This is a genomic window from Streptomyces griseiscabiei (assembly GCF_020010925.1).
Taxonomy (GTDB): Bacteria; Actinomycetota; Actinomycetes; order Streptomycetales; family Streptomycetaceae; genus Streptomyces; species Streptomyces griseiscabiei.
In genome coordinates, this window is record NZ_JAGJBZ010000001.1 from 1,249,461 (window position 1) to 1,268,618 (window position 19,158).

A 19,158-nucleotide genomic window follows, 5' to 3' on the forward strand; every position below is an offset into this window, starting at 1 on the left:
GTGACCGGTACGGACTACTTCGATTTGTCGCGAAATGTACGGGCGTACGACGCGGAGTGCGCCCGGGAGCACACTCGGGGCGCGCGCTCCCACGAAGCGGAGCGCGCTGCCGAGCGCACTCCGCTGCGTACGGCCGGCCTCACTTCATCCGGGTCGCCCACTCCTGCACCTTGGCGATCCGCTGCCGCAGCTGCCCCGCGGTGGCCTCGGCGCTCGGCGGTCCGCCGCACACCCGCCGTACCTCGGTGTGGATGACACCGTGCGGCTTGCCGCACTGGTGGGAGTACGCGCCGACCATGCCGTTGAGCTGTTTGCGCAGCTCCAGCAGTTCCTTGTGGGTGACGACGGGCCGCCGCTCGGCCGGCAGCTCCACGAGGTCGGCCTCGGCGTCCGGCTTCTTGCGGCTGTGCGCGATCTGCCGCGCCTGCCGCTTCTGCAGCAGCAGCTGCACCTGGTCGGGCTCCAGGAGCCCCGGAATCCCGAGGTAGTCCTGCTCCTCCTCGCTCCCGGGGTGGGCCTGCATGCCGAACTCGGCGCCGTTGTACATGACCCGGTCGAACACGGCGTCGGACTCCAGCGCCTCGAACGGCAGCATGTCCTGGTCGCCGGTGTCCTCGTCCTGCTCCCGCTCGGCCTCCGCGAGGAGCTTGTCCTCCTCGGCGTACGGGTCCTCCTCGCCCTCCTTCTTCGGCTTGTCGAGGGCGTGGTCCCGCTCCACCTCCATCTCGTTGGCGAAGGTGAGCAGGTCGGGGATGGTCGGCAGGAACACGGACGCGGTCTCGCCACGCCGCCGGGACCGCACGAAGCGTCCGACGGCCTGGGCGAAGAAGAGCGGGGTGGAGATGGTGGTGGCGTACACCCCGACCGCCAGCCGGGGCACGTCGACGCCCTCGGACACCATCCGGACGGCGACCATCCAGCGGTCGGTGCCGTGGCTGAACTCGTCGATACGGTTCGAGGCGCCGGTGTCGTCGGAGAGGACGACGGTCGCGCTCGTCCCCGTGATCTCCCGGATCAGCTTGGCGTAGGCGCGGGCGGAGTCCTGGTCGGTGGCGATGACCAGGGCACCGGCGTCCGGGATGCCCTTCCTGACCTCGGTGAGCCGCTGATCGGCGGCGCGCAGCACACTCGGCATCCACTCACCGCGCGGATCCAGCGCCGTACGCCAGGCCTGGCTGATCGCGTCCTTGGTCATGGGTTCGCCGAGCCGGGCCTCGATCTCGTCGCCCGCCTTGGTCCGCCAGCGCATGTTGCCGCTGTAGGAGAGGAAGATGACGGGCCGGACGACGTTGTCGGCGAGCGCGTTGCCGTAGCCGTAGGTGTAGTCGGCGGACGACCGGCGGATGCCGTCCGTCCCCTCCTCGTACGTCACGAAGGGGATGGGGTTGGTGTCGGACCGGAACGGCGTACCGGTGAGCGCGAGCCGGCGGGTGGCGGGCTCGAACGCCTCCAGGCACGCCTCGCCCCAGGACTTGCTGTCACCGGCGTGGTGGATCTCGTCCAGGATCACGAGGGTCTTGCGCTGCTCGCTGCGGTTGCGGTGCAGCATGGGCCGTACGCCGACGCCCGCGTAGGTGATCGCGACCCCGTCGTACTCCTTGCTGAGCGGGCCCGCGCTGTACTCCGGGTCCAGCTTGATCCCTATCCGCGCGGCGGCCTCGGCCCACTGCTTCTTCAGATGCTCGGTGGGCGCCACGACCGTCACCTGCTGCACGACATGGTGGTGCAGGAGCCAGGACGCGAGCGTCAGCGCGAACGTCGTCTTCCCGGCGCCCGGGGTCGCGACCGCGAGGAAGTCCCGCGGCTGCTCCTGGATGTACCTCTCCATCGCCCCCTGCTGCCAGGCACGCAGCTTGCTGGCGGTACCCCACGGGGCACGGCCCGGGAAGGCGGGCGAGAGGTGGTGGTTCGAGGAGGTGGCGGTGGTAGTCACGGTCTCCGATGGGGTGGTCGAGCGGCTCGGCGGGTAGCCCCGGGCGACTCGCGCAGCGACTCGGACACCTCGGCTACGTATGACAACCGGGCCACCCTACCGGCGCACACGTCGTGTCAACGCGCGTACGACACCCCCTCCCCCGTCGATGGGACCCACCTCACAACCCCCGCAACCGCTCAGCGATCAGCTCCACCTCGCCCTCCTCACCGGACGCGACATCGACGACCAGGCCGTACGCCCGCTCCTGGTCCACCGCGGCCAGGTCCACACCGTTGACCGCGAGGAACGTCGCGGCGGCGAGCCAGGCCGTCCGCTTGTTCCCGTCCACGAGGGGGTGGTTGGTGGCGAGGGCGTGCAGCAGGGCCGCCGCCTGGTCGTAGAGGTCGGTGTAGGCGGCGGTCCCGAACATCCGGGCACGCGGCCGGTGTACGGCGGACTCCAGCAACCCCGCCTCCCGGGTCTCGGGCGGCTTCCCGCCGAAGGCGATCTCGGCGATGGTGATCACCTCGGCCACGGTCAGATGACGGCTCACTCCCCGAGCCTCCGCAACAGCTCGGCGTGCTCCTCCGCGAGCCGCTCGGCCCGCGCCCGCACGAGCCCGCTCTCCGCCCGGAGATACGTCTCGACGGCCGCCTCCACCAGCTCCTCGGGCCGCCGCCCCTGGGCATCGGCGAGGTCGGCGAGGGCTCGGAGCCGGTCGGGGGCGAGGTGGAGAGTGATCTCGGTCATGGGGAGAGGCCAGGGGCAGCGATCACCCGCTTCCCACCGCTTTACGCAGTCACGGCCGCAAGCCCCCTGCTGCTCCTCCCCTCCTCCTCACCGCTCCCGCAACCGCGTCGTCACCCAGGCCCCCACCACCGCCACCGCCGCCATCGGCAGGAACACCACGACGAACGCGGCCGGATGCGAGGCGGCACCGGTGGCCGTGGTGGTCGTATGGCCGACCGTGCCGCCGCCCAGCGCGGCGAACGCGGCGCCGCCCGCGGCGAGGAGGAGGGCGTTGGAGAGGCCGTCGGACATCTGGAGCGCGGCGGAGTTGGTACCGGCCTCCTCGGGGGCGGAGAGGTGCAGCAGCAGGACGCTGGTGGAGGAGATGACGAGCCCCATCCCGAAGCACCCGAAGGCCCAGGCGACGGCCACGCTCCACACCGGAACGGAGTCGATCAGCACCCCCGGCAGTGTGGTGATCGCCGCCGCGACCAGCAGCATCCCCAGCGTCATCAGCCGCTCCCGGTACGGCTCCACCGCCGTCCGCGCCTGTATCCAGGACCCCAGGGCCCAGGTCCCGCCGCCCGCCGCGAGCGAGAACCCGGCGAGCGTCGGCGACAGCCCCCGCTGGGTGACCAGCATCAACGGCACGAACGACTCGGCCGCGACGAACGACCCCGCCGCCACGCCGCGCAGCAGCACCACCGACGGCAGCCCCCGCGCCGCCCGGTACGTCCCCTTGGGCAGCAGCCCGAGCACGGCCGGCACCAGCAGCCCGGCTCCCGCGGCGGCCGGCACGAGCGACCACCACCGCAGGTCCTGGGCCGCGTACTGCAACAGCCCGGCCCCGAGCGAGATCCCGAACGCGAGCCGGATACGCCGCCGGTCGACCGAGGCGGAAGCGGAGGAGGCGGAGGAGGAGGCGGATTCCACCGGCCCGGAGGCCCTCCGCCGTATCTGCGGCAGCGCCAGCCCCAGCGGCAGCACCACGAGCAGCGGAATCCCCACGAACACCCAGCGCCAGCCCAGCTGTTCCGTCACCGCGCCGGAGGCGAGCGGGCCGACGATGGACGGGACGACCCAGCTCGCCGCGAAGGCCGCCATGATCGCGGGCCGCAACCGCTCGGGATACGCGCGCCCGACCACCACGTACAGCGCGACGATCACCAGCCCGCCGCCGAGCCCCTGCACGGCCCGCCCGAGCACGAACAGCCACATCGCCCCGGCGGTCCCCGACAGCACCAGACCGGCGGCAAACCCACCGATCCCCGCCGTCAGCGCCCCCAACGGCCCCCGCCGGTCCGCCCACTGCCCGGCCAGCACCATCCCGAACAGACTCGTCGTGAAGTACGCCGAGAACGCGAACCCGTACGCCGAGACGCCGTCCAGCTCCCGGGCCGCGACCGGCATGGCCGTCCCGACCGCCATCGCCTCGAACGCGATCAGCAGCACGACCGAGACGATCCCGATACTGAGCCCCCGGTAGGAACGGCTCAGCACCCCTTCCTCACCGAGGGCCGGGGCAGAGGGGGCAGGGGCTTGTGCGACGTCCGTGTCACGCGGTTCGAGGTCGGCCATGCCCGCCAGCGTAAGGGGCACCACCGACATTCGCCCCTGTCCGGAGTCCCCCACCACCTGGGACCTTCGTCGTACGCCCCGCCCTCCCCGGCCCCCGTTCATGAACGGCGTATGGCAGTCCCGTTGCAGCACCCCCGCTCCCCTTGAGCCCCGCCCCGAGCCCGGCCTACGGTCGATCCATCGAGTTCGAGAATGGCCGTGTGCCCGAGTGGTTCAGGGACTCGCCTGCAAAGCGAGTTACGTGGGTTCGATTCCCGCCACGGCCTCCACCTGCCCGACCAGGCGGCACGTAAGGGCGGCACCCCGCGAGGGGCGCCCTTACGGCTGTCCGTCTCAGATGTCGGCGTTGCCCATGGCCTGCGCTCCCTGGACGGTCGGTGAGAGCGGGCCGTTGCGGTGTGCCGCGTGGCAGAGGAATTCGTGATCCGTACGCGGCCGTGCAAGTGGTGTCATGTGCCGGTGCGGCAGCCGCCCGGTCGGTGGCGCAGACAGCGGTACTGCAGTAAGCCGCACCGTCGCCTGTACCGCTTCTGGGATGCCGTCGTGCGGGCCTTCGACTACCTGTAGCTGTCACTCATCCCGCGTCCGGCAGGACGTTCGGGAGGCTCTCCTCGTCCGCCCTGCGTCGTGCCCGGCGGGCGTTCTCCGCTCGGATGGTGTCGAGCCATCGCCACAGCCCGATCTCCTCCAACTTCAGGCCCGGGCAGGCGATGTGGTGCGGGATCCGGCACACGGCCCCTGGTGCGGGCTCGTCCTCCTGGCTGTTCCATCCGACGCCGTGGGAGTCGACGTACCACCGATGCCAGGCCGGCACCATGTGGGCGGGAGCGGACAGGCCGGGCTCCAGGAGGACGTGGGCGTCGTAGTACGTGGGACGGCGATCACCGGTGAGCCCGCAGTCGGGGCAGACGGGCGGAGCCGGGGGCTCGGGCCCCGTGGCTCCTTCCCGGGCGGCCTGGGCACGATCGGTGTTCTCCCACGGCCGTGGTGTGTCCGGCGGTGGCTGGCGATGTCCGTCGGCGCCCGGTAACGGGACGATGCTCGGCTTGTCCGTGTCCCCCATCGTTGCAGCGTGCGCGTGTCACCCGGGTGTGGGGAGGGCGCAATCAGGGCGCATCGGGGCATGGTCGGCTCTTCGCTGCATCCGGGACATGCCGCGGCAGTGGATGCGCGACCGCGGTCAGAGCTCCGCGCAGGCCTCGTTGCGCAAGGTCTCGATCCAGCAACCCGTCGCCGTCTTCTCGTGTTTCTCGCGGTGGAGGAGCCAGAGGGTGAAGGCGAGGGTGGAGATGTCGGCGTCGAGGGGGCAGAGGGTGGACTCCGGCTCGCTCCAGTTGAGGATCGCGCCGGTGGTGCCGTCGACGACGAGGCTGTTGCCCTCGACGAAGTGGCCGAGGCGGATCAAGTGGGCGGCGCCGGGAGGGAGTTGGGCGGGGGTGGCGTCCCCGGGGCGGTCCGTCGCGTAGTACTCGGCGAGGGTCGGGAGCGGGATGTCCGTGTCGAGGTGGAAGAAGCCGTGGTCCTCGGGCAGGCCCATGTCCCGCAGGAAGCGGCGGGTCGGCTCGTGGGTGAGCGTGGCCGGGAAGTCGAAGTCCTCGAAGCGCCACACCGTGCTTCTGCCGAACTCCTCGTCCAGCAGCCGGGCGGGCAGGTCCAGCGCCAGCCCGGAGAGCGTGACCGGGCCCCCGGTCAGCACCGCCAGGTCGTTCGGCCGATGGCGATCAGCCGGTCCGTCCTGGTTGTTCAGGTCGTTCAGGTTGTTCAGGTCGTTCAGGTTGTTCAGGTCCGTCAGGCCCATTGTCCCCATCGTCATTGTGCTCATGGCTCCCCCCGGCACATGGTGCTCAGCGTGCTTCCCCCGGCGGGGATCGACGTCGTACCGGCGAGCGGTTGTCGTCCCCACTGTCGAGAACCATACGCCGCCCCACTGACAACGCCCGCCGTACGCGCGAACACGCACCTCAAGGGCGACACCGGGGGCGGCTCACCACCCCCTCGCGCCCCCTACGCGCCCGTCACCACCGCCGCCTGCGGGCGGATCGGCAGACGGTTCACCGGACGGCCGGTGGCCGCCCGTACCGCGGCGGCGATGGCCGCCGGGGAGGTGACCACCGGTACCGCGCTGGCCGCCTTCGCGCCGAAGGGGGCCACGACGTCCCGTTCCTCCACCAGTTTGACGATCTGGATGTCGGGGATGTCGAGCGCGGTGGGCAGGGCGTAGCCCGTGAGGTCGGGGTGGCGGATCAGGCCCCGGGGGGTGCGCAGGTTCTCCGTGAGGGCCACGCCCACGCCCTGGGTGACGCCCGCCTCGATGCGGGAGTTGAGCTGGGCGGGGTTGAGGATCCGGCCGACGTCCTGGGCGACGGCCAGCTCCACGACCCGTACGGAGCCGAGTTCGATGTCGACGTCCACGACCGCGCGGATCGCGCAGAACGCCAGGCCCACGAAGGCGTCGCCCTGGCCGGCCTCGTCCAGCGGTTCGGTCGGGTGCGGGCGGCACTGGGCGGTGGCCCACAGCTCCTTGCCGTCCATCGCCTCCGCGACCGTGGTCGACAGGACACCGTCGTACGAGGTGATCTTGCCGTCGGTGATCTGCAGCAGCTCCGTGGACATGCCGAACTTGTGGGCGAGGGGCTGGAGGAGCTGGGTGCGGACCATCTTCGCCGCGCGCTCCACCGCTCCGCCCGAGACCCAGGTGTGGCGGCCCCGGCAGCTCGGGCCCGCCGGCGGCTGGTCGGTGTCGACCTGGGCGATGTGGACCTCGTCGATGCCGAGGGTCTCCTGGACGATCTGCCGGGCGAGGGTGGAGAACCCCTGGCCGGTGTCGACGGCCGCGCACAGGACGGTCGCGATGCCGTCGGCGACCTTCACGGTGGCCGTGGAGACCTCGTCCGCGCCCTCGGCGCCGAGCATGTGGACCATGCCGAGGCCGTAGCCGACGCCCCGCCGGACGGCGCCGGGTTCACCCGCGCCCTCGGGGCCGCCCGGGAGCAGCCACTCGTCCTCGGGGGTGTCCTTGGGCAGGGCGGGCAGCGGGAACTCCTGGACGGCCTGGAGGAGTTCGGCGACGGGGGCCGGGCAGGTCACGGACTGACCCGTCGGCAGGACGTCGCCCGTGGACATCACGTTGCGCATGCGCAGCTCGGCCGGGTCGATGCCCAGCTTCTTCGCCAGCTTGTCCATCTGCGCCTCGTACGCGGCGCAGACCTGCATCGCGCCCTCGCCGCGCACATGGCCCGACGGCGGGTTGTTGGTGCGCACCGCCCAGCCCTCGATGAAGGCGTTGGGGACGACGTACGGGCCGCAGGCGAAGGAGACGGCGGCGGCCAGTGCCTCCGAGGAGGTGTCGGCGTACGCGCCCGCGTCGAGCAGGATCTGTGCCTCGACCTTGACGATCCGGCCCTCGGCGTCCGCGTGGTGGCGGTAGCGCAGCAGGGTGGGGTGGCGGTGGGCGTGGCCGAGGAAGGACTCCTCGCGGGTGGCCGTCAGCTTGACCGGGCAGCCGGTCTTGAGGGCGAGCAGGCCGAGCGGGAGCTGGAAGCCCTGGTCCTCGCGGTCGGCGGTGGCGCCGGGGACACCGGTGACGACGATCTTGACGCGGTCGGGGGCCAGGCCGTAGCAGGCGGCGGCGGCGTCGCGGTCGGTGTGCGGGTCGGTGGAGGCCACGTACAGCTCGACGCCGCCGTCGGGGCGGGGCACGGCGAGGCCGGCCTCGGCGCCGATGGGGGCCGGGTCGGCGCGGCCGATGCGGTACTGGCCCTCGACGACGATCTCGCCGGCCGCGTTCGGGTCGCCGTGGCGCAGCGGGATGTGGCGGATGAGGTTGCCGTCGGGGTGCAGCGGCTCGGCCTCGAAGGCCTGCTCCGGGTCGATCACCGGGTCGAGCACCTCGTACTCGACGATGACGGCGGCGGCGGCCATCCGCGCGGTGTCGGGGTGGTCGGCGGCGACCGCGGCGATGGGCTCGCCGTGGTGGCGCACGATCTCGGAGGCGAACAGCGGCCGGTCGGCCTTGCCCCGGCCGTGCAGGGCGACGCCCGGCACGTCCTCGTGGGTGACGACGGCCCGGACGCCGGGCATCTCGCGCGCGTGGGACGTGTCGATGGACACGATGCGCGCGTGCGGGTGCGGCGAGCGGAGCACGGCGGCCCACAGCAGGCCCTCGGCCCACAGGTCGGCCGCGTACGGGAAGGTGCCCTCGGACTTGGCCCGGGAGTCGGCGGAGGGCAGGTTGGCGCCCAGGCCGTGCGGGAGTTGCTCCGGCGCGGGCGCGGCCTCGCCGGGGCCCGTGGGCGTCGCGATGACGGTTTCGTTGCTCACGCCTGGCCTCCGTCCTGGCCGAACGACCGGCCCTGACCGCCGTACGAGTCGTCCGGACCGACGAATGACTGGCCCTGACCGCCGTAGGTGTCGTTCTGACCGGCGAAGGACTGACCCTGACCGCCGTAGGTGTCGCCCTGGTTGCCGAACGACTGTCCCTGGCCGCCGTAGGTGTCACCCTGCCCGCCCTGCTGGGCGAACGACTGGCCCTGGCCGCCGTACGAGTCGTCCGGGCCGGTGAACGACAGCCCCTGGCCGCCGTAGGACCGGTCGGGGTCGTGCGGGGCCGCCTGGGGTGCGTGCGGGGAGTCGTACGCCGCCGTGTTGACGCCGCCCGCGCCGGGGCCCGCCTGGTGCGGGATGCGGGCCTCCTCGGCGTCGGCGGCGGCCTCGTTCTCGGCGGCGCTGTGCGCCTCGCGCTCGGCGACGACGTCACGGACGGCCGCGAGGACGCCCCGGTAGCCGGAGCAGCGGCAGAGGTTGCCGCAGAGCGCCTGGCGGGTCTCCAGGTCGGTGGGGGCGGGGTTGCCCTCCAGCAGGTCGTGCACGGTCATCGCCATGCCGGGCACGCAGAAACCGCACTGCACGGCGCCGCACTTGGCGAGGGCCCGCTGCACGTCCGAGGGCTGTCCGTCGGCGGCGAGGCCCTCGACGGTGCGCACCTCGCTGCCGGCGGCGGTGACGGCGGGCACCAGGCAGGACGCCACGAGCCGGCCGTCGACCTGGACGTTGCAGGCGCCGCACTCGCCCTGCGAGCAGCCGTCCTTGGCGCCCGCGAGGCCGAGCCGCTCGCGCAGCACGTAGAGCAGCGACTCGCCGATCCAGGCGTCGCTGACGGGCCGCTCGGTGCCGTTGACGCGCAGGACGTACGAGGCGAGGGGGTGGTCGTCGTGCGGGGGCGGGCTCGGGGCGGGCTCGTCGGCGGGGGCGTCCTCGGGGCCGGAGGCCTCGGATGCGCCGTCGGCCGGCTCCGGCTCCTCGGGATCCGCCGTCACCGCGCCGGTCCCGCCGACGGCCTCAGCGGGCTCCTGGGCGGCCTCCGGGGCCTCCCCGGCGGTCTCGGGGGCCGGGGCGGCGTACGCGTCCCCAGGAGCCGTGGAGGGCTCCTCGGAGGCGTCCGGGGCCCCGTCCGACGCGCGCTCCCCCGACGTACCGCCGTCCGCCGTGTGCGGCTCGTCCCGGTGGTCCTGGGGGCGGTGCTCGTCGGGGTGGTGCTCCTCGGGGCGGACCGGCGGCGGCGCGGTCCACGCCGTGCCGATCTGCTCGGTCGCCCAGGGCGCGGCGGCGCCGCCGGGCAGGGTCGCGGGCGGGTTGCCGCCCCACTGCTCGACGAGGGCCGAGGTGCTGAACTCACCGGATTCGTCCGGAAGATCACCCCCGGCGACCGGAATCGACCACTCGCCGGTCACATCGTGACCGGCAGCGGCGCCTTCCCGGGCGGCCGGCTCCTCGAACGTCCACTGTCCGGTCGAGGCGGGGTTGTACGTGAACCCGTCCTGCGTCGGGGGCCCCTGCTGCCCGGCGTTCGGGTCGTGCCACTGGGCACCCCCGGCCGGCATCGCCCAGGTACCGGGGACGGACGGGTCCGTCCCGGCGGTGTGGGCCGTGTCCATCGGGTTGGCCGGGTCGACCGGGCCGACCGGCTGCGCCAGGTTGGCCGCTATCTGCGGGGGCACATAGCCGTGGCCGGGCGCGGCCAGCGGGCTGTCGGCGGCGAGCAGCGCGTCGATGCCCCCCTCGGGGAGCTGGACGAACGTGGTCGCGCCGTCGTCGTAGTCGCCCTGCGGCAGCCGCTCCCAGCCGCCCTGGCCCCCCTGCTGCGGGGTGCCCTCTCCGTGCTGGTCGTCGGTCACGACAGTGCCCTCCCCAGTGCTCGTCGGGCCAGCGCGGCGACGGTGCGCCGCAGGTGCAGTACGGCGGGCGGAAGCGGTGGTACGGAGCCGTCGACCTCGGGGGCCGGGTCCGGGATGCAGGCGGCGGCCACGTACTCGCCGAAGGCCTGGAGCGCCTCGGGCACGAGGGTGCGCTCGCCGTCCCAGTCGATCAGCCGGCCGACCCAGGTCTCGGCGTCCAGGGGGCGCAGCGGCATCGGCGCTATGGCTCCGACGGCGCACCGCACCCCGCGCCGGGCGGGGTCGAGGACGAGGGCGACGGAGGCGACCGCGCGGCCGGGGCCGGTGCGGCCGGTGGCCTTCAGGAAGACCTGGGGCGCGTGCAGCAGGGGCACGCGCACGAAGCCGATGAGTTCACCGGGCCGCAACATCTCCATGCCCGCCAGCAGGTGCGAAACGGGCATCTCGCGCCGGGCCCCGCCCGGGCCCGCGATGATCAGGGTGGCCTCCAGGGCGGCCAGCACGGGCAGCGCGTCCCCGGTGGGGGCGGCCGTCGCGATGTTGCCGCCGAGGGTGCCGGCGTTGCGGATCTGCGGGGGTCCGGCGGCGCGCGCGGCGGCGGCGAGCGCCGGAATGAGCGCCGCGAAATCCGGGCGCCCCATCCGGGCGTGCGTCAGTCCCGCCCCCAGGAGGGCGTGTCCGTCCTGGTACTGCCAGCCGCGGATCTCGCTGATCCGGCCCAGGCCGACCAGCGCGGCGGGCCTGAGCTGCCCGGAGTTGACCGCGGCCATGAGGTCCGTGCCGCCCGCCACCGGAACCGCCCAGGGCATGGCGGCGAGGGCCGCCACGGCCTCGTCCAGCGAGCCGGGCAGGGTCACGGCCTGCGCCGCCTGCGGTGCGTGCGTGGTCAAACCGAGTGCCCCTTCCCGCTGCCCCACCTGGTCCGCCTGTGTTGCCGTACGGTACGTGCTGACAGGGCGGACGTGGCAACTCTGGCACATTCTCACGAGGCCCGAACGCGGGGGTCCGCTAGGAGGCATTCGCCCACCTCACCCGAGAGATGGTCCGTTTTGACACGGCATCCCCCATAGGCACCCATTGCCACTTCCGGTGATCCTTGCCCCTCTTGTTCCTTCGGTGGCCACCGTCGCAGGGCACGCGCTTTCGGTCCTACGGGTTCGCCGCCGCCTCACACGTTCGGGGGCGCCCCCTCGATCGGGCGTCCGAGCACACCGGGTCGCCGTTGCCACGGACGCGGGCCGGAAGGCGGCCGATAACCGACCCCCAGGGCGTCAAGTCGCGCGTAGTGGGCCGTCATCCGGCGTGCGAAGCCGGCGAAGTCCCGTCCGGCGGGTTCCGGCAGTCTGCTCCAGGCCACCTCGGCGAAGGCCGCCAGGCGCGGGTACGTCTGGTAGTCCACGCGCGCGGGGTCCTCCATCACCTCGGTCCACACATTGGCCTGGGTGCCCAGGACGTGCCGCGCCTCGTCGGGCGTCAACTCCGGTGGAACCGGCTCGAACCGGAAGACGTCCTCCAGGGTGCGCACGAAGCCGATGGGCACCGGCTCGTCGGGGCCGCCGTCCTGACGGTGGTCCAGATACACCTGCTGCTCGGGACACATGACCACGTCGTGGCCCGCGCGGGCCGCCGTGATGCCGCCCGCGTAGCCCCGCCAGGACGACACGGCCGCCCCCGGCGCGAGGCCGCCCTGAAGGATCTCGTCCCATCCGATCAGGCGACGCCCGCGCGCGGTCAGCCAGTTGTCGAAGTGCCGCACGAACCACGACTGCAGCTCGTCCTCGTCCGCGAGCCCGAGGTCCCGGATCCGCGCCCGCGCCGTGGCCGACTCCCGCCACTGGTCCTTGGGGCACTCGTCGCCGCCGATGTGCACGAAGGACGAGAAGGCGGCGGCGTCGGCCGGGAACAGTTCCAGGACCTCCTCGAACACCCCCTCGTAGAAGCGCAGGGTGGTGTCGGTGGGGGCGAGGACGTTCTTGTTGATGCCCCAGGTGTCCCAGACCGTGAGGGAGGCCGTGTCGACGACATCGGAGTTGCCGAGTTCCGGATACGCGGCGATGGCGGCCTGGCTGTGTCCGGGGACGTCGATCTCGGGGACCACGGTGATATGCCGCTCGGCCGCGTAGGCGACGATCTCGCGGATGTCGTCCTGGGTGTAGAACCCCCCGTGCGGTTTCTCCTCCCACAGCGGTGACGCCCGGTGGCCGAATTTGGTGCGCGCCCGCCAGGAACCGACCTCGGTCAGCCGGGGATATCTCTCGATCTCGATCCGCCAGCCCTGGTCGTCCGTCAAGTGGAAGTGCAGGACGTTGAGTTTGTGCGCGGCCATCAGGTCGAGATGGCGCAGCACCTGGTCCTTGGGCAGGAAGTGCCGGGCCACGTCGAGCATGAGGCCGCGCCAGGCGAAGCGGGGCGAGTCCTCGACCGTGACGTACGGCACGGCCCAGGTCCGGTCGCGCCGGAGCGGGGCCCGGCGGAACGCGTCGGGGCCGAGCAGTTGCCGCAGCGTCTGGGCGCCCCAGAAGACACCGGCCGCGCTGCCGCCCTCGACGAGGACACCGGACGGGCCGCTGACGAGGCGGTACTCCTCGCGGCCGAGTCCGGGGTCGAGGACCAGACCGATGCCGTCCCCTTCCGTGTCGTCGAGTTCCCGGCCCTCGCGCAGCGGCAGCCCGGTGGCGTCCCGCAGGGCGGTGCGCAGCCAGTGCCCGACGCCCTCCGCCCCTTCGCCGGCGCAGAGCCGCGAACGGGCCGTCAGCCGCACCTCGCCGGTGCCCGGGTCGACGCCGCGGGGCGCCGGAATCAGGTCCGCATTCATCACGTCAGTCCTTCACCGCGCCGCCCAGTCCGGAGACCAGCCGTCGCTGTACGAGTACGAAGAAGATCAGCACGGGAACGGTCATCACCGTGGACGCCGCCATCACACCGCCCCAGTCCGGCTCTTCCGGCTTGTAGAACACCAGCAGGGCCATCGGCAGGGTCGACTGGGAGGTGTCGCTGATGATGAACGACTTGGCGAACAGGAAGTCGTTCCAGGCCGAGATGAAGGAGAAGACACTGGTGGCCACCAGTCCCGGGAAGACCAGCGGGAAAAGGATCTGCCAGAGGAATCGGGAACGGCTCGCCCCGTCCAGGTAGGCCGCCTCCTCCAGCGCCTCCGGTACGGCCTTCACGAATCCCCGCAGCATCCAGATCGCGAACGGCAGCGAGAACGCGATGTGCGGCAGGATCAGCGCGCCCAGGGTGTTGAGTTGGCCGAAGTCCCGCATCTGGAAGAAGAGCGGGATGGTCAGTGCCTCCACCGGCACCATCTGCGCGACCAGGAACATGATCAGCAGGGTGGTCCGGAACCGGAAACGGAATCGGGTGACCGCCGTCGCCGCGAGAAACGCGATCAGCGCGGAGACGACCACCACCGTGCAGGCGACGACAAGGCTGTTGAGGAAGTAGCGGCCGAATTCCTGCTGCCCGAAGACCCGGCGGAAGGAATCCAGGGTCGGCGCGAGCGTCCAGGGCCGGGGCTCGGTCGACTCGATCTCACCCGTCGGTTTGAAGGCGCTGAGCGCCATCCAGTAAAGCGGGAACGCCACCACGACCGCGATGACCAGGGCCGATGCCTCCGCCGCGAACCGCCAGGGCCGCCGTACGAAACCCGTCGAATTCACAGCTCCTCCCCCTGTCTGCGCAGCAGTCGCAAATACACCAGGGTGACCGCCAGCAGAATCACCAGCATCACCACGCCGATCGCGGAACCGAGGCTGTACTGGGAGGACGCGAAGGCCTTCTGGTAGGCGTACACGTTCAGGACGAGGTTCTGGCCCGCGATACCGCCGCCGCTCGTCATCACATAGATCTGGGTGAAGACCTTGAAGTCCCAGATGATCGACTGAATGGTGACGACGACGAGGATCGGGCGGAGCATCGGCGCGAGGACCGACCGCCAGATCCGCCACTGCGAGGCGCCGTCCAGCGCCGCGGCCTCCAGGACCTCGGCGGGCACGGAGCGGATACCGGCGTAGACGGTCACCATCACGAACGGGAAGGAGCACCAGACCACTTCGAGCAGGACGAGGAAGAAGGCGCTGTACCCGCCGTACGTCCAGGAGTGGTCGCCCAGCCCCAGGATGCGGTTGACCGGGCCGAAGTCCGGGTCGAACAGCAGCAGCCACACCGTGGACCCGGTGATCGCCGGTGTCGCCCACGCCCCGAGCGCGGCCAGCATCAGCGCGAGGCGCGGCAGGGCCCGTATCCGGGTCAGCAGCACGGCGAGCGCGCACCCCACGGCGAGTGTGGACACCACACAGCCCGCCGCGAAGACGACCGTGGCGAGCAGCACCCGCCAGAACTGCCCGTCCCCGAACAGCTCGGCGTAGTTCCCGAACCCCTGGAAGGTGGCCGGTTCGCCACCGCTGACCTGGGCCTGCGTGTACTCGAAGAACGAGATCAGCCCGAGCTGATAGATCGGATAGACGAGCAGCCCACCGAGGACGACAAGGGCGGGGGCGAGATAGAGCCAGGGGGTGGCGCCCCCGTAGGGGCGCGAGGAACTGCGCGAGAAACCACGACGGACCCGAGGCCGCCGACGCTCAGTACCCCCCACCCCCTTGGGCACCCCCCGCTCAACCAGCGGAGCCGAACGCATCGTTCATCTGCTTCGCCGCGTCCTTCGACGCCCCGGCCACGTCCTTCTTGCCGCTGACGACCTCCTGGAACATCGTCGGCAGCACCAGCGAGGCGTCGATCTGCGCCCAGGCCGGCGACACGGGCACGAACTTGGTGCCGGAGGACAGCGTCTTCACGAACGGCTCGATGAACGGCTCCTCCTTGGCCGCCTCGGCGCGTACGTCGGTGTACGTCGGCAGGAAGCCCATCGCGTCGAAGAGTTCGCCCTGGGTCTCCTTGGAGGCAAGCCGCTTCATCAGGTCGACGGCGAGGGTGCGGTGCGTGGTGCTCTTCAGGACGCCGAGGTTGTTGCCGCCCGCGAACGCCGGGGCGACCGAGCCGGACTTCACGCCCGGCAGGGGTACGACCGCGTACTTGCCCTTGACCTTGCCGGCCTCCACGGCCGCGTGGCTGAAGTCGCCGCCGATCGCCATGCCCGCCTTGCCGGCCGCGAACGCGGTGACCGTGTCGTTGCCGCCCATGCTCGCGCACTTGGCGGCGGGGCAGTTGTCGTCGCCGAAGAGCGCGGTGTAGGCCTTGATGCCCTTCTGCGCGGCGGCGCCGTCGATCGTGGAGGCGTACGAGCCGCCCTTGCCCTCGGCTATCTCGCCGCCGTTGGCCCAGACGAACGGCATGGCGCCGTAGGTGTAGGCGCCGCCGACGGCGAGGCCGTACAGGTCGGGCTTGGCGGCCCGGATCTGCTTGGCGGTGGCGGTCAACTCGTCCAGGGTCTTCGGGACTTCGAGGCCGAGCTCCTCGAAGACGTCGGTGCGGTAGTACAGCGCGCGCACGCCGACGAAGAAGGGCGCCCCGTAGATCTTGCCGTCGACCGTCACGGAGGTCTTGGCGGTGGGGTCGGAGTCCTTCGACTCGGACCAGGCGTTGAAGTCGGCGGTGACGTCGGCGAGTCCGCCGTCCTTGACGTAGCCGGCCGTGTCGGTGTTGCCGTACTCGATGAGGTCGGGGGCGCTCTTCGGGTCGTTGAAGGCGGCCTTGATGCGCTGGGCGCGGGTCTCGACGGGGATGTACTCGATCTTGACCTTCGCGCCGTCGTGGGCCTTCTCGAAGGCGGAGACGACCGTGTCGACGACCTTCTGCTTCGGCTCGTTGCTCACTTCCTGGAAGAGCCAGACCCGGAGGGTGCCGGTCTTCTCGTCCTCCCCGGAGGCGGAGTTGTCCGAGGTCTGCGGGGCGCAGGCGGTCAGTCCCGCGAGGGTGAGGGCCGCTACGGGCGCGAGCAGTCTGGCGGCGAGCTTCATGAAGTTGTTCCTCCGGAGGGGGGAGCGGAGTGTTGCATTCTCTGCAACGGGCGTTCTGCTCTGTACAACACACCGGAGGCTAGGGAGTACATGGACATGACCACAAGAGGTCTCAACCACCTTGTGATCCGGGGAAGCGCCCTGTGCAACGGAGGTCAGGGCAAAGGCCGCGACAAAGCCCGGGAACACCGGTCACCGGCCCTCCCGAGCTGATCGCTTCGTATTGCTTCTTGCTACTTCTTGCCGTCGCCCTTGTCGTCGCCGCCCGCGCCGAGGGACTCGAAGATCTCCTTGCACATGGGGCACACGGGGTACTTCTTCGGGTCACGGCCCGGGACCCACACCTTGCCGCACAACGCCACGACGGGCGTGCCGTCGAGGGCGCTCGCCATGATCTTGTCCTTCTGGACGTAGTGGGCGAAGCGCTCGTGGTCGCCATCGCCGTGCGACGTCTGGGGCGTCGGCTCGACGAGGGTCCCCGTACCAGTACCGCGCTCGGGCTCAAGAGTGCTCATGACGCCAAGGGTACTGAAGCTCACAGGCATCAGTTGAGCGAAGGGTCGTCCGGGTACGTGGCCACCATCGCCAGTTCGCTGCGCTGGCGTCGCAGGACCTCGCGCCAGAGTCTCTCGGGGCAGGGGGAGGAGACGTCGCCGGGCTCGGACTCGACGACGTACCAGGCGCCCTCCGACAGTTCGTCCTCCAGCTGGCCGGGGCCCCAGCCCGCGTACCCGGCGAAGATCCGCAGGGAGCCCAGCGCGGAGGCCAGCAGTTCCGGTGGGGCCTCCAGGTCGACGAGGCCGATCGCGCCGTGCACGCGCCGCCAGCCGAGTGGTGCCCGGTCCGCGGAGCCTTGGCCGGGGATCACCGCGACCCCCAGCGCCGAGTCCAGCTGCACCGGTCCGCCCTGGAAGACCACCCCTGGTTCGCCGGCGAGCTCCGCCCAGCCCTCCAGGATGTCGCCGACACCCACCGGGGTGGGCCGGTTGAGGACCACGCCGAGCGAGCCCTTCTCGTCGTGGTCGAGGAGCAGCACGACAGCGCGGTCGAAGTTCGGGTCCGCCAGGGCGGGCGTGGCCACGAGCAGCCGCCCTGTGAGCGAGGACACCTCGGTCATGCCAGACATGATCCCGCATCCCGCCCCCGCGCGGGGAGCCAATCCCCCGAGCGGTGTGCGCGCAGCTCACGGCGCAGGGGAGCCACGGGGGCGCACGGCGGTGACGGTGACCCCGTGTGGCCGGTGGTGAACGGTTCGTGTTGTGGCAAACCCATGACGTGGCTGAGAAGCCCTTGGGCTTACGGAAGGGGGGTGGGCGGCGATTACGCTAGCTCTCCGGCTCGCGCCGCGCCGACCCCCGTACAACGGGTCCGTCGGCCGTCCGCCCACGCCGTACACGCCTCTGCCCAACTCCACGGAACGCGAGATCCATGACCGTCAACGGCTCTGACGACGTACTGCTTGTACACGGCGGCACCCCGCTCAGTGGCGAGATCCGTGTCCGCGGTGCGAAGAACCTCGTACCCAAGGCCATGGTCGCCGCGCTGCTCGGCAGCGGTCCGAGCCGGCTGCGCAATGTGCCGGACATCCGCGATGTGCGGGTGGTGCGCGGGCTGCTCCAGCTGCATGGCGTAACGGTCCGCCCGGGTGACGAGCCGGGCGAGCTGGTGATGGACCCGACGAACGTGGAGAGCGCGAACGTCGCCGACATCGACGCCCACGCGGGCTCGTCGCGCATCCCGATCCTGTTCTGCGGCCCGCTCCTGCACCGCCTCGGCCACGCCTTCATCCCCGGTCTCGGCGGCTGCGACATCGGCGGCCGGCCCATCGACTTCCACTTCGAGGTGCTGCGGCAGTTCGGCGCGAAGATCGAGAAGCGGGACGACGGCCAGTACCTGGAGGCGCCGCGGCGGCTGCGGGGCACGAAGATCCAGCTGCCGTACCCGTCGGTGGGCGCCACCGAGCAGGTGCTGCTCACGGCCGTCCTCGCGGAGGGCGTGACGGAACTCGCGAACGCGGCCATCGAGCCCGAGATCGAGGACCTGATCTGCGTCCTGCAGAAGATGGGCGCCATCATCGCGATGGACACCGACCGGACGATCCGCATCACCGGTGTGGACTCGCTCGGCGGCTACAACCACAAGGCGCTCCCGGACCGCCTGGAGGCCGCCTCCTGGGCGTCCGCCGCGCTGGCGACCGAGGGCGACATCTACATCCGGGGCGCCCAGCAGCGCTCGATGATGACGTTCCTGAACACCTACCGGAAGGTGGGCGGTGCCTTCGAGATCGACGACGAGGGCATCCGCTTCTGGCACCCGGGCGGCCAGCTGAAGTCGATCGCGCTGGAGACGGACGTCCACCCCGGTTTCCAGACCGACTGGCAGCAGCCCCTGGTCGTGGCCCTGACGCAGGCCACCGGCCTGTCGATCGTGCACGAGACGGTCTACGAGTCCCGCCTCGGCTTCACCTCCGCGCTGAACCAGATGGGCGCGCACATCCAGCTCTACCGCGAGTGCCTCGGCGGCTCGGACTGCCGCTTCGGCCAGCGCAACTTCCTGCACTCGGCGGTCGTCTCCGGCCCCACCCGGCTGCAGGGCGCCGACCTGGTCATCCCCGACCTCCGCGGCGGCTTCTCGTATCTGATCGCCGCTCTCGCCGCCCAGGGCACCTCCCGGGTCCACGGCATCGAGCTGATCAACCGCGGCTACGAGAACTTCATGGAGAAGCTCATGGAGTTGGGCGCGAAGGTCGAGCTGCCGGGCAAGGCACTCGGCTAGCGGTACGGCCCACCCCGGCACGACGATGGGGGCGGCACCTGGAAGACCAGGTGCCGCCCCCATCAGGCGT

16 protein-coding genes and 1 tRNA gene are annotated in these 19,158 nt (G+C 71.6%); 2 read left to right on the top strand and 15 right to left on the bottom strand.

Features of this window, described 5'->3' with window-relative positions:
- Positions 1-139: 139 nt before the first annotated feature.
- The 4 genes from J8M51_RS05450 to J8M51_RS05465 form a co-directional block, all read right to left on the bottom strand.
- Complete coding sequence (locus J8M51_RS05450; RefSeq protein WP_086761342.1) at positions 140-1,933, bottom strand: DEAD/DEAH box helicase; 1,794 nt, start codon at positions 1,931-1,933, stop codon at positions 140-142.
- 160 nt (positions 1,934-2,093) lie between these two features.
- Complete coding sequence (locus tag J8M51_RS05455) at positions 2,094-2,468, bottom strand: type II toxin-antitoxin system death-on-curing family toxin (RefSeq protein ID WP_086761340.1); 375 nt, start codon at positions 2,466-2,468, stop codon at positions 2,094-2,096.
- Positions 2,465-2,665 carry a hypothetical protein gene (locus J8M51_RS05460; RefSeq protein WP_086761338.1) on the bottom strand — a complete coding sequence of 67 codons (201 nt, stop codon included), beginning with the start codon at positions 2,663-2,665 and terminating at the stop codon, positions 2,465-2,467. The genes J8M51_RS05455 and J8M51_RS05460 overlap by 4 nt, the downstream gene beginning before the upstream one ends.
- 87 nt (positions 2,666-2,752) lie before the next feature.
- A complete protein-coding gene (locus tag J8M51_RS05465; protein ID WP_086761344.1) occupies positions 2,753-4,222 on the bottom strand; it encodes an MFS transporter in 1,470 nt (489 codons plus the stop codon).
- A gap of 194 nt (positions 4,223-4,416) precedes the next feature.
- Here J8M51_RS05465 and J8M51_RS05470 point away from each other — a divergent pair.
- Positions 4,417-4,491, top strand: a tRNA-Cys gene (locus J8M51_RS05470).
- A 305-nt stretch (positions 4,492-4,796) separates the two neighbouring features.
- Here the strand turns inward: J8M51_RS05470 and J8M51_RS05475 are convergent.
- From J8M51_RS05475 to J8M51_RS05525, 11 genes are all read right to left on the bottom strand, one after another.
- The gene (locus J8M51_RS05475) at positions 4,797-5,285 is read right to left on the bottom strand and encodes a DUF6083 domain-containing protein (protein WP_086761336.1); all 489 of its coding nucleotides are present in this window, start codon (positions 5,283-5,285) and stop codon (positions 4,797-4,799) included.
- Positions 5,286-5,402: 117 nt separating this feature from the next.
- Positions 5,403-6,035, bottom strand: a complete 633-nt coding sequence (locus J8M51_RS05480; protein WP_267299002.1) for an SUKH-4 family immunity protein — start codon at positions 6,033-6,035, stop codon at positions 5,403-5,405.
- A gap of 191 nt (positions 6,036-6,226) precedes the next feature.
- A complete protein-coding gene (locus J8M51_RS05485; RefSeq protein ID WP_086763779.1) occupies positions 6,227-8,542 on the bottom strand; it encodes a xanthine dehydrogenase family protein molybdopterin-binding subunit in 2,316 nt (771 codons plus the stop codon).
- Positions 8,539-10,395: a 2Fe-2S iron-sulfur cluster-binding protein gene (locus tag J8M51_RS05490; RefSeq protein ID WP_267299003.1), complete on the bottom strand. Its 1,857-nt coding sequence runs from the start codon at positions 10,393-10,395 to the stop codon at positions 8,539-8,541. The genes J8M51_RS05485 and J8M51_RS05490 overlap by 4 nt, the downstream gene beginning before the upstream one ends.
- Positions 10,392-11,285, bottom strand: coding sequence for an FAD binding domain-containing protein (locus J8M51_RS05495; RefSeq protein WP_086759678.1), 894 nt, complete (start codon positions 11,283-11,285; stop codon positions 10,392-10,394). Before J8M51_RS05495 ends, J8M51_RS05490 begins: the two co-directional genes overlap by 4 nt.
- 278 nt (positions 11,286-11,563) lie before the next feature.
- Entirely contained in the window at positions 11,564-13,210 is a 1,647-nt protein-coding gene (locus tag J8M51_RS05500; RefSeq protein WP_086759687.1) for a beta-N-acetylhexosaminidase, read from the bottom strand.
- 4 nt (positions 13,211-13,214) lie between these two features.
- Complete coding sequence (locus tag J8M51_RS05505; protein ID WP_086759680.1) at positions 13,215-14,057, bottom strand: carbohydrate ABC transporter permease; 843 nt, start codon at positions 14,055-14,057, stop codon at positions 13,215-13,217.
- On the bottom strand, positions 14,054-15,034 hold the full coding sequence (locus J8M51_RS05510; protein WP_267299004.1) for a carbohydrate ABC transporter permease: 981 nt from the start codon (positions 15,032-15,034) through the stop codon (positions 14,054-14,056). The genes J8M51_RS05505 and J8M51_RS05510 overlap by 4 nt, the downstream gene beginning before the upstream one ends.
- Positions 15,012-16,313: an extracellular solute-binding protein gene (locus J8M51_RS05515; protein WP_267299005.1), complete on the bottom strand. Its 1,302-nt coding sequence runs from the start codon at positions 16,311-16,313 to the stop codon at positions 15,012-15,014. The genes J8M51_RS05510 and J8M51_RS05515 overlap by 23 nt, the downstream gene beginning before the upstream one ends.
- Before the next feature lie 233 nt (positions 16,314-16,546).
- A complete protein-coding gene (locus J8M51_RS05520; RefSeq protein ID WP_086751254.1) occupies positions 16,547-16,828 on the bottom strand; it encodes a DUF3039 domain-containing protein in 282 nt (93 codons plus the stop codon).
- 29 nt (positions 16,829-16,857) lie between these two features.
- Entirely contained in the window at positions 16,858-17,430 is a 573-nt protein-coding gene (locus J8M51_RS05525; protein WP_086751241.1) for a YqgE/AlgH family protein, read from the bottom strand.
- Positions 17,431-17,741: 311 nt separating this feature from the next.
- On the opposite strand from J8M51_RS05525, the gene murA reads away from it, so the two are divergent.
- Positions 17,742-19,088: a UDP-N-acetylglucosamine 1-carboxyvinyltransferase gene (murA, locus tag J8M51_RS05530; RefSeq protein WP_086751244.1), complete on the top strand. Its 1,347-nt coding sequence runs from the start codon at positions 17,742-17,744 to the stop codon at positions 19,086-19,088.
- Positions 19,089-19,158: the final 70 nt, after the last annotated feature.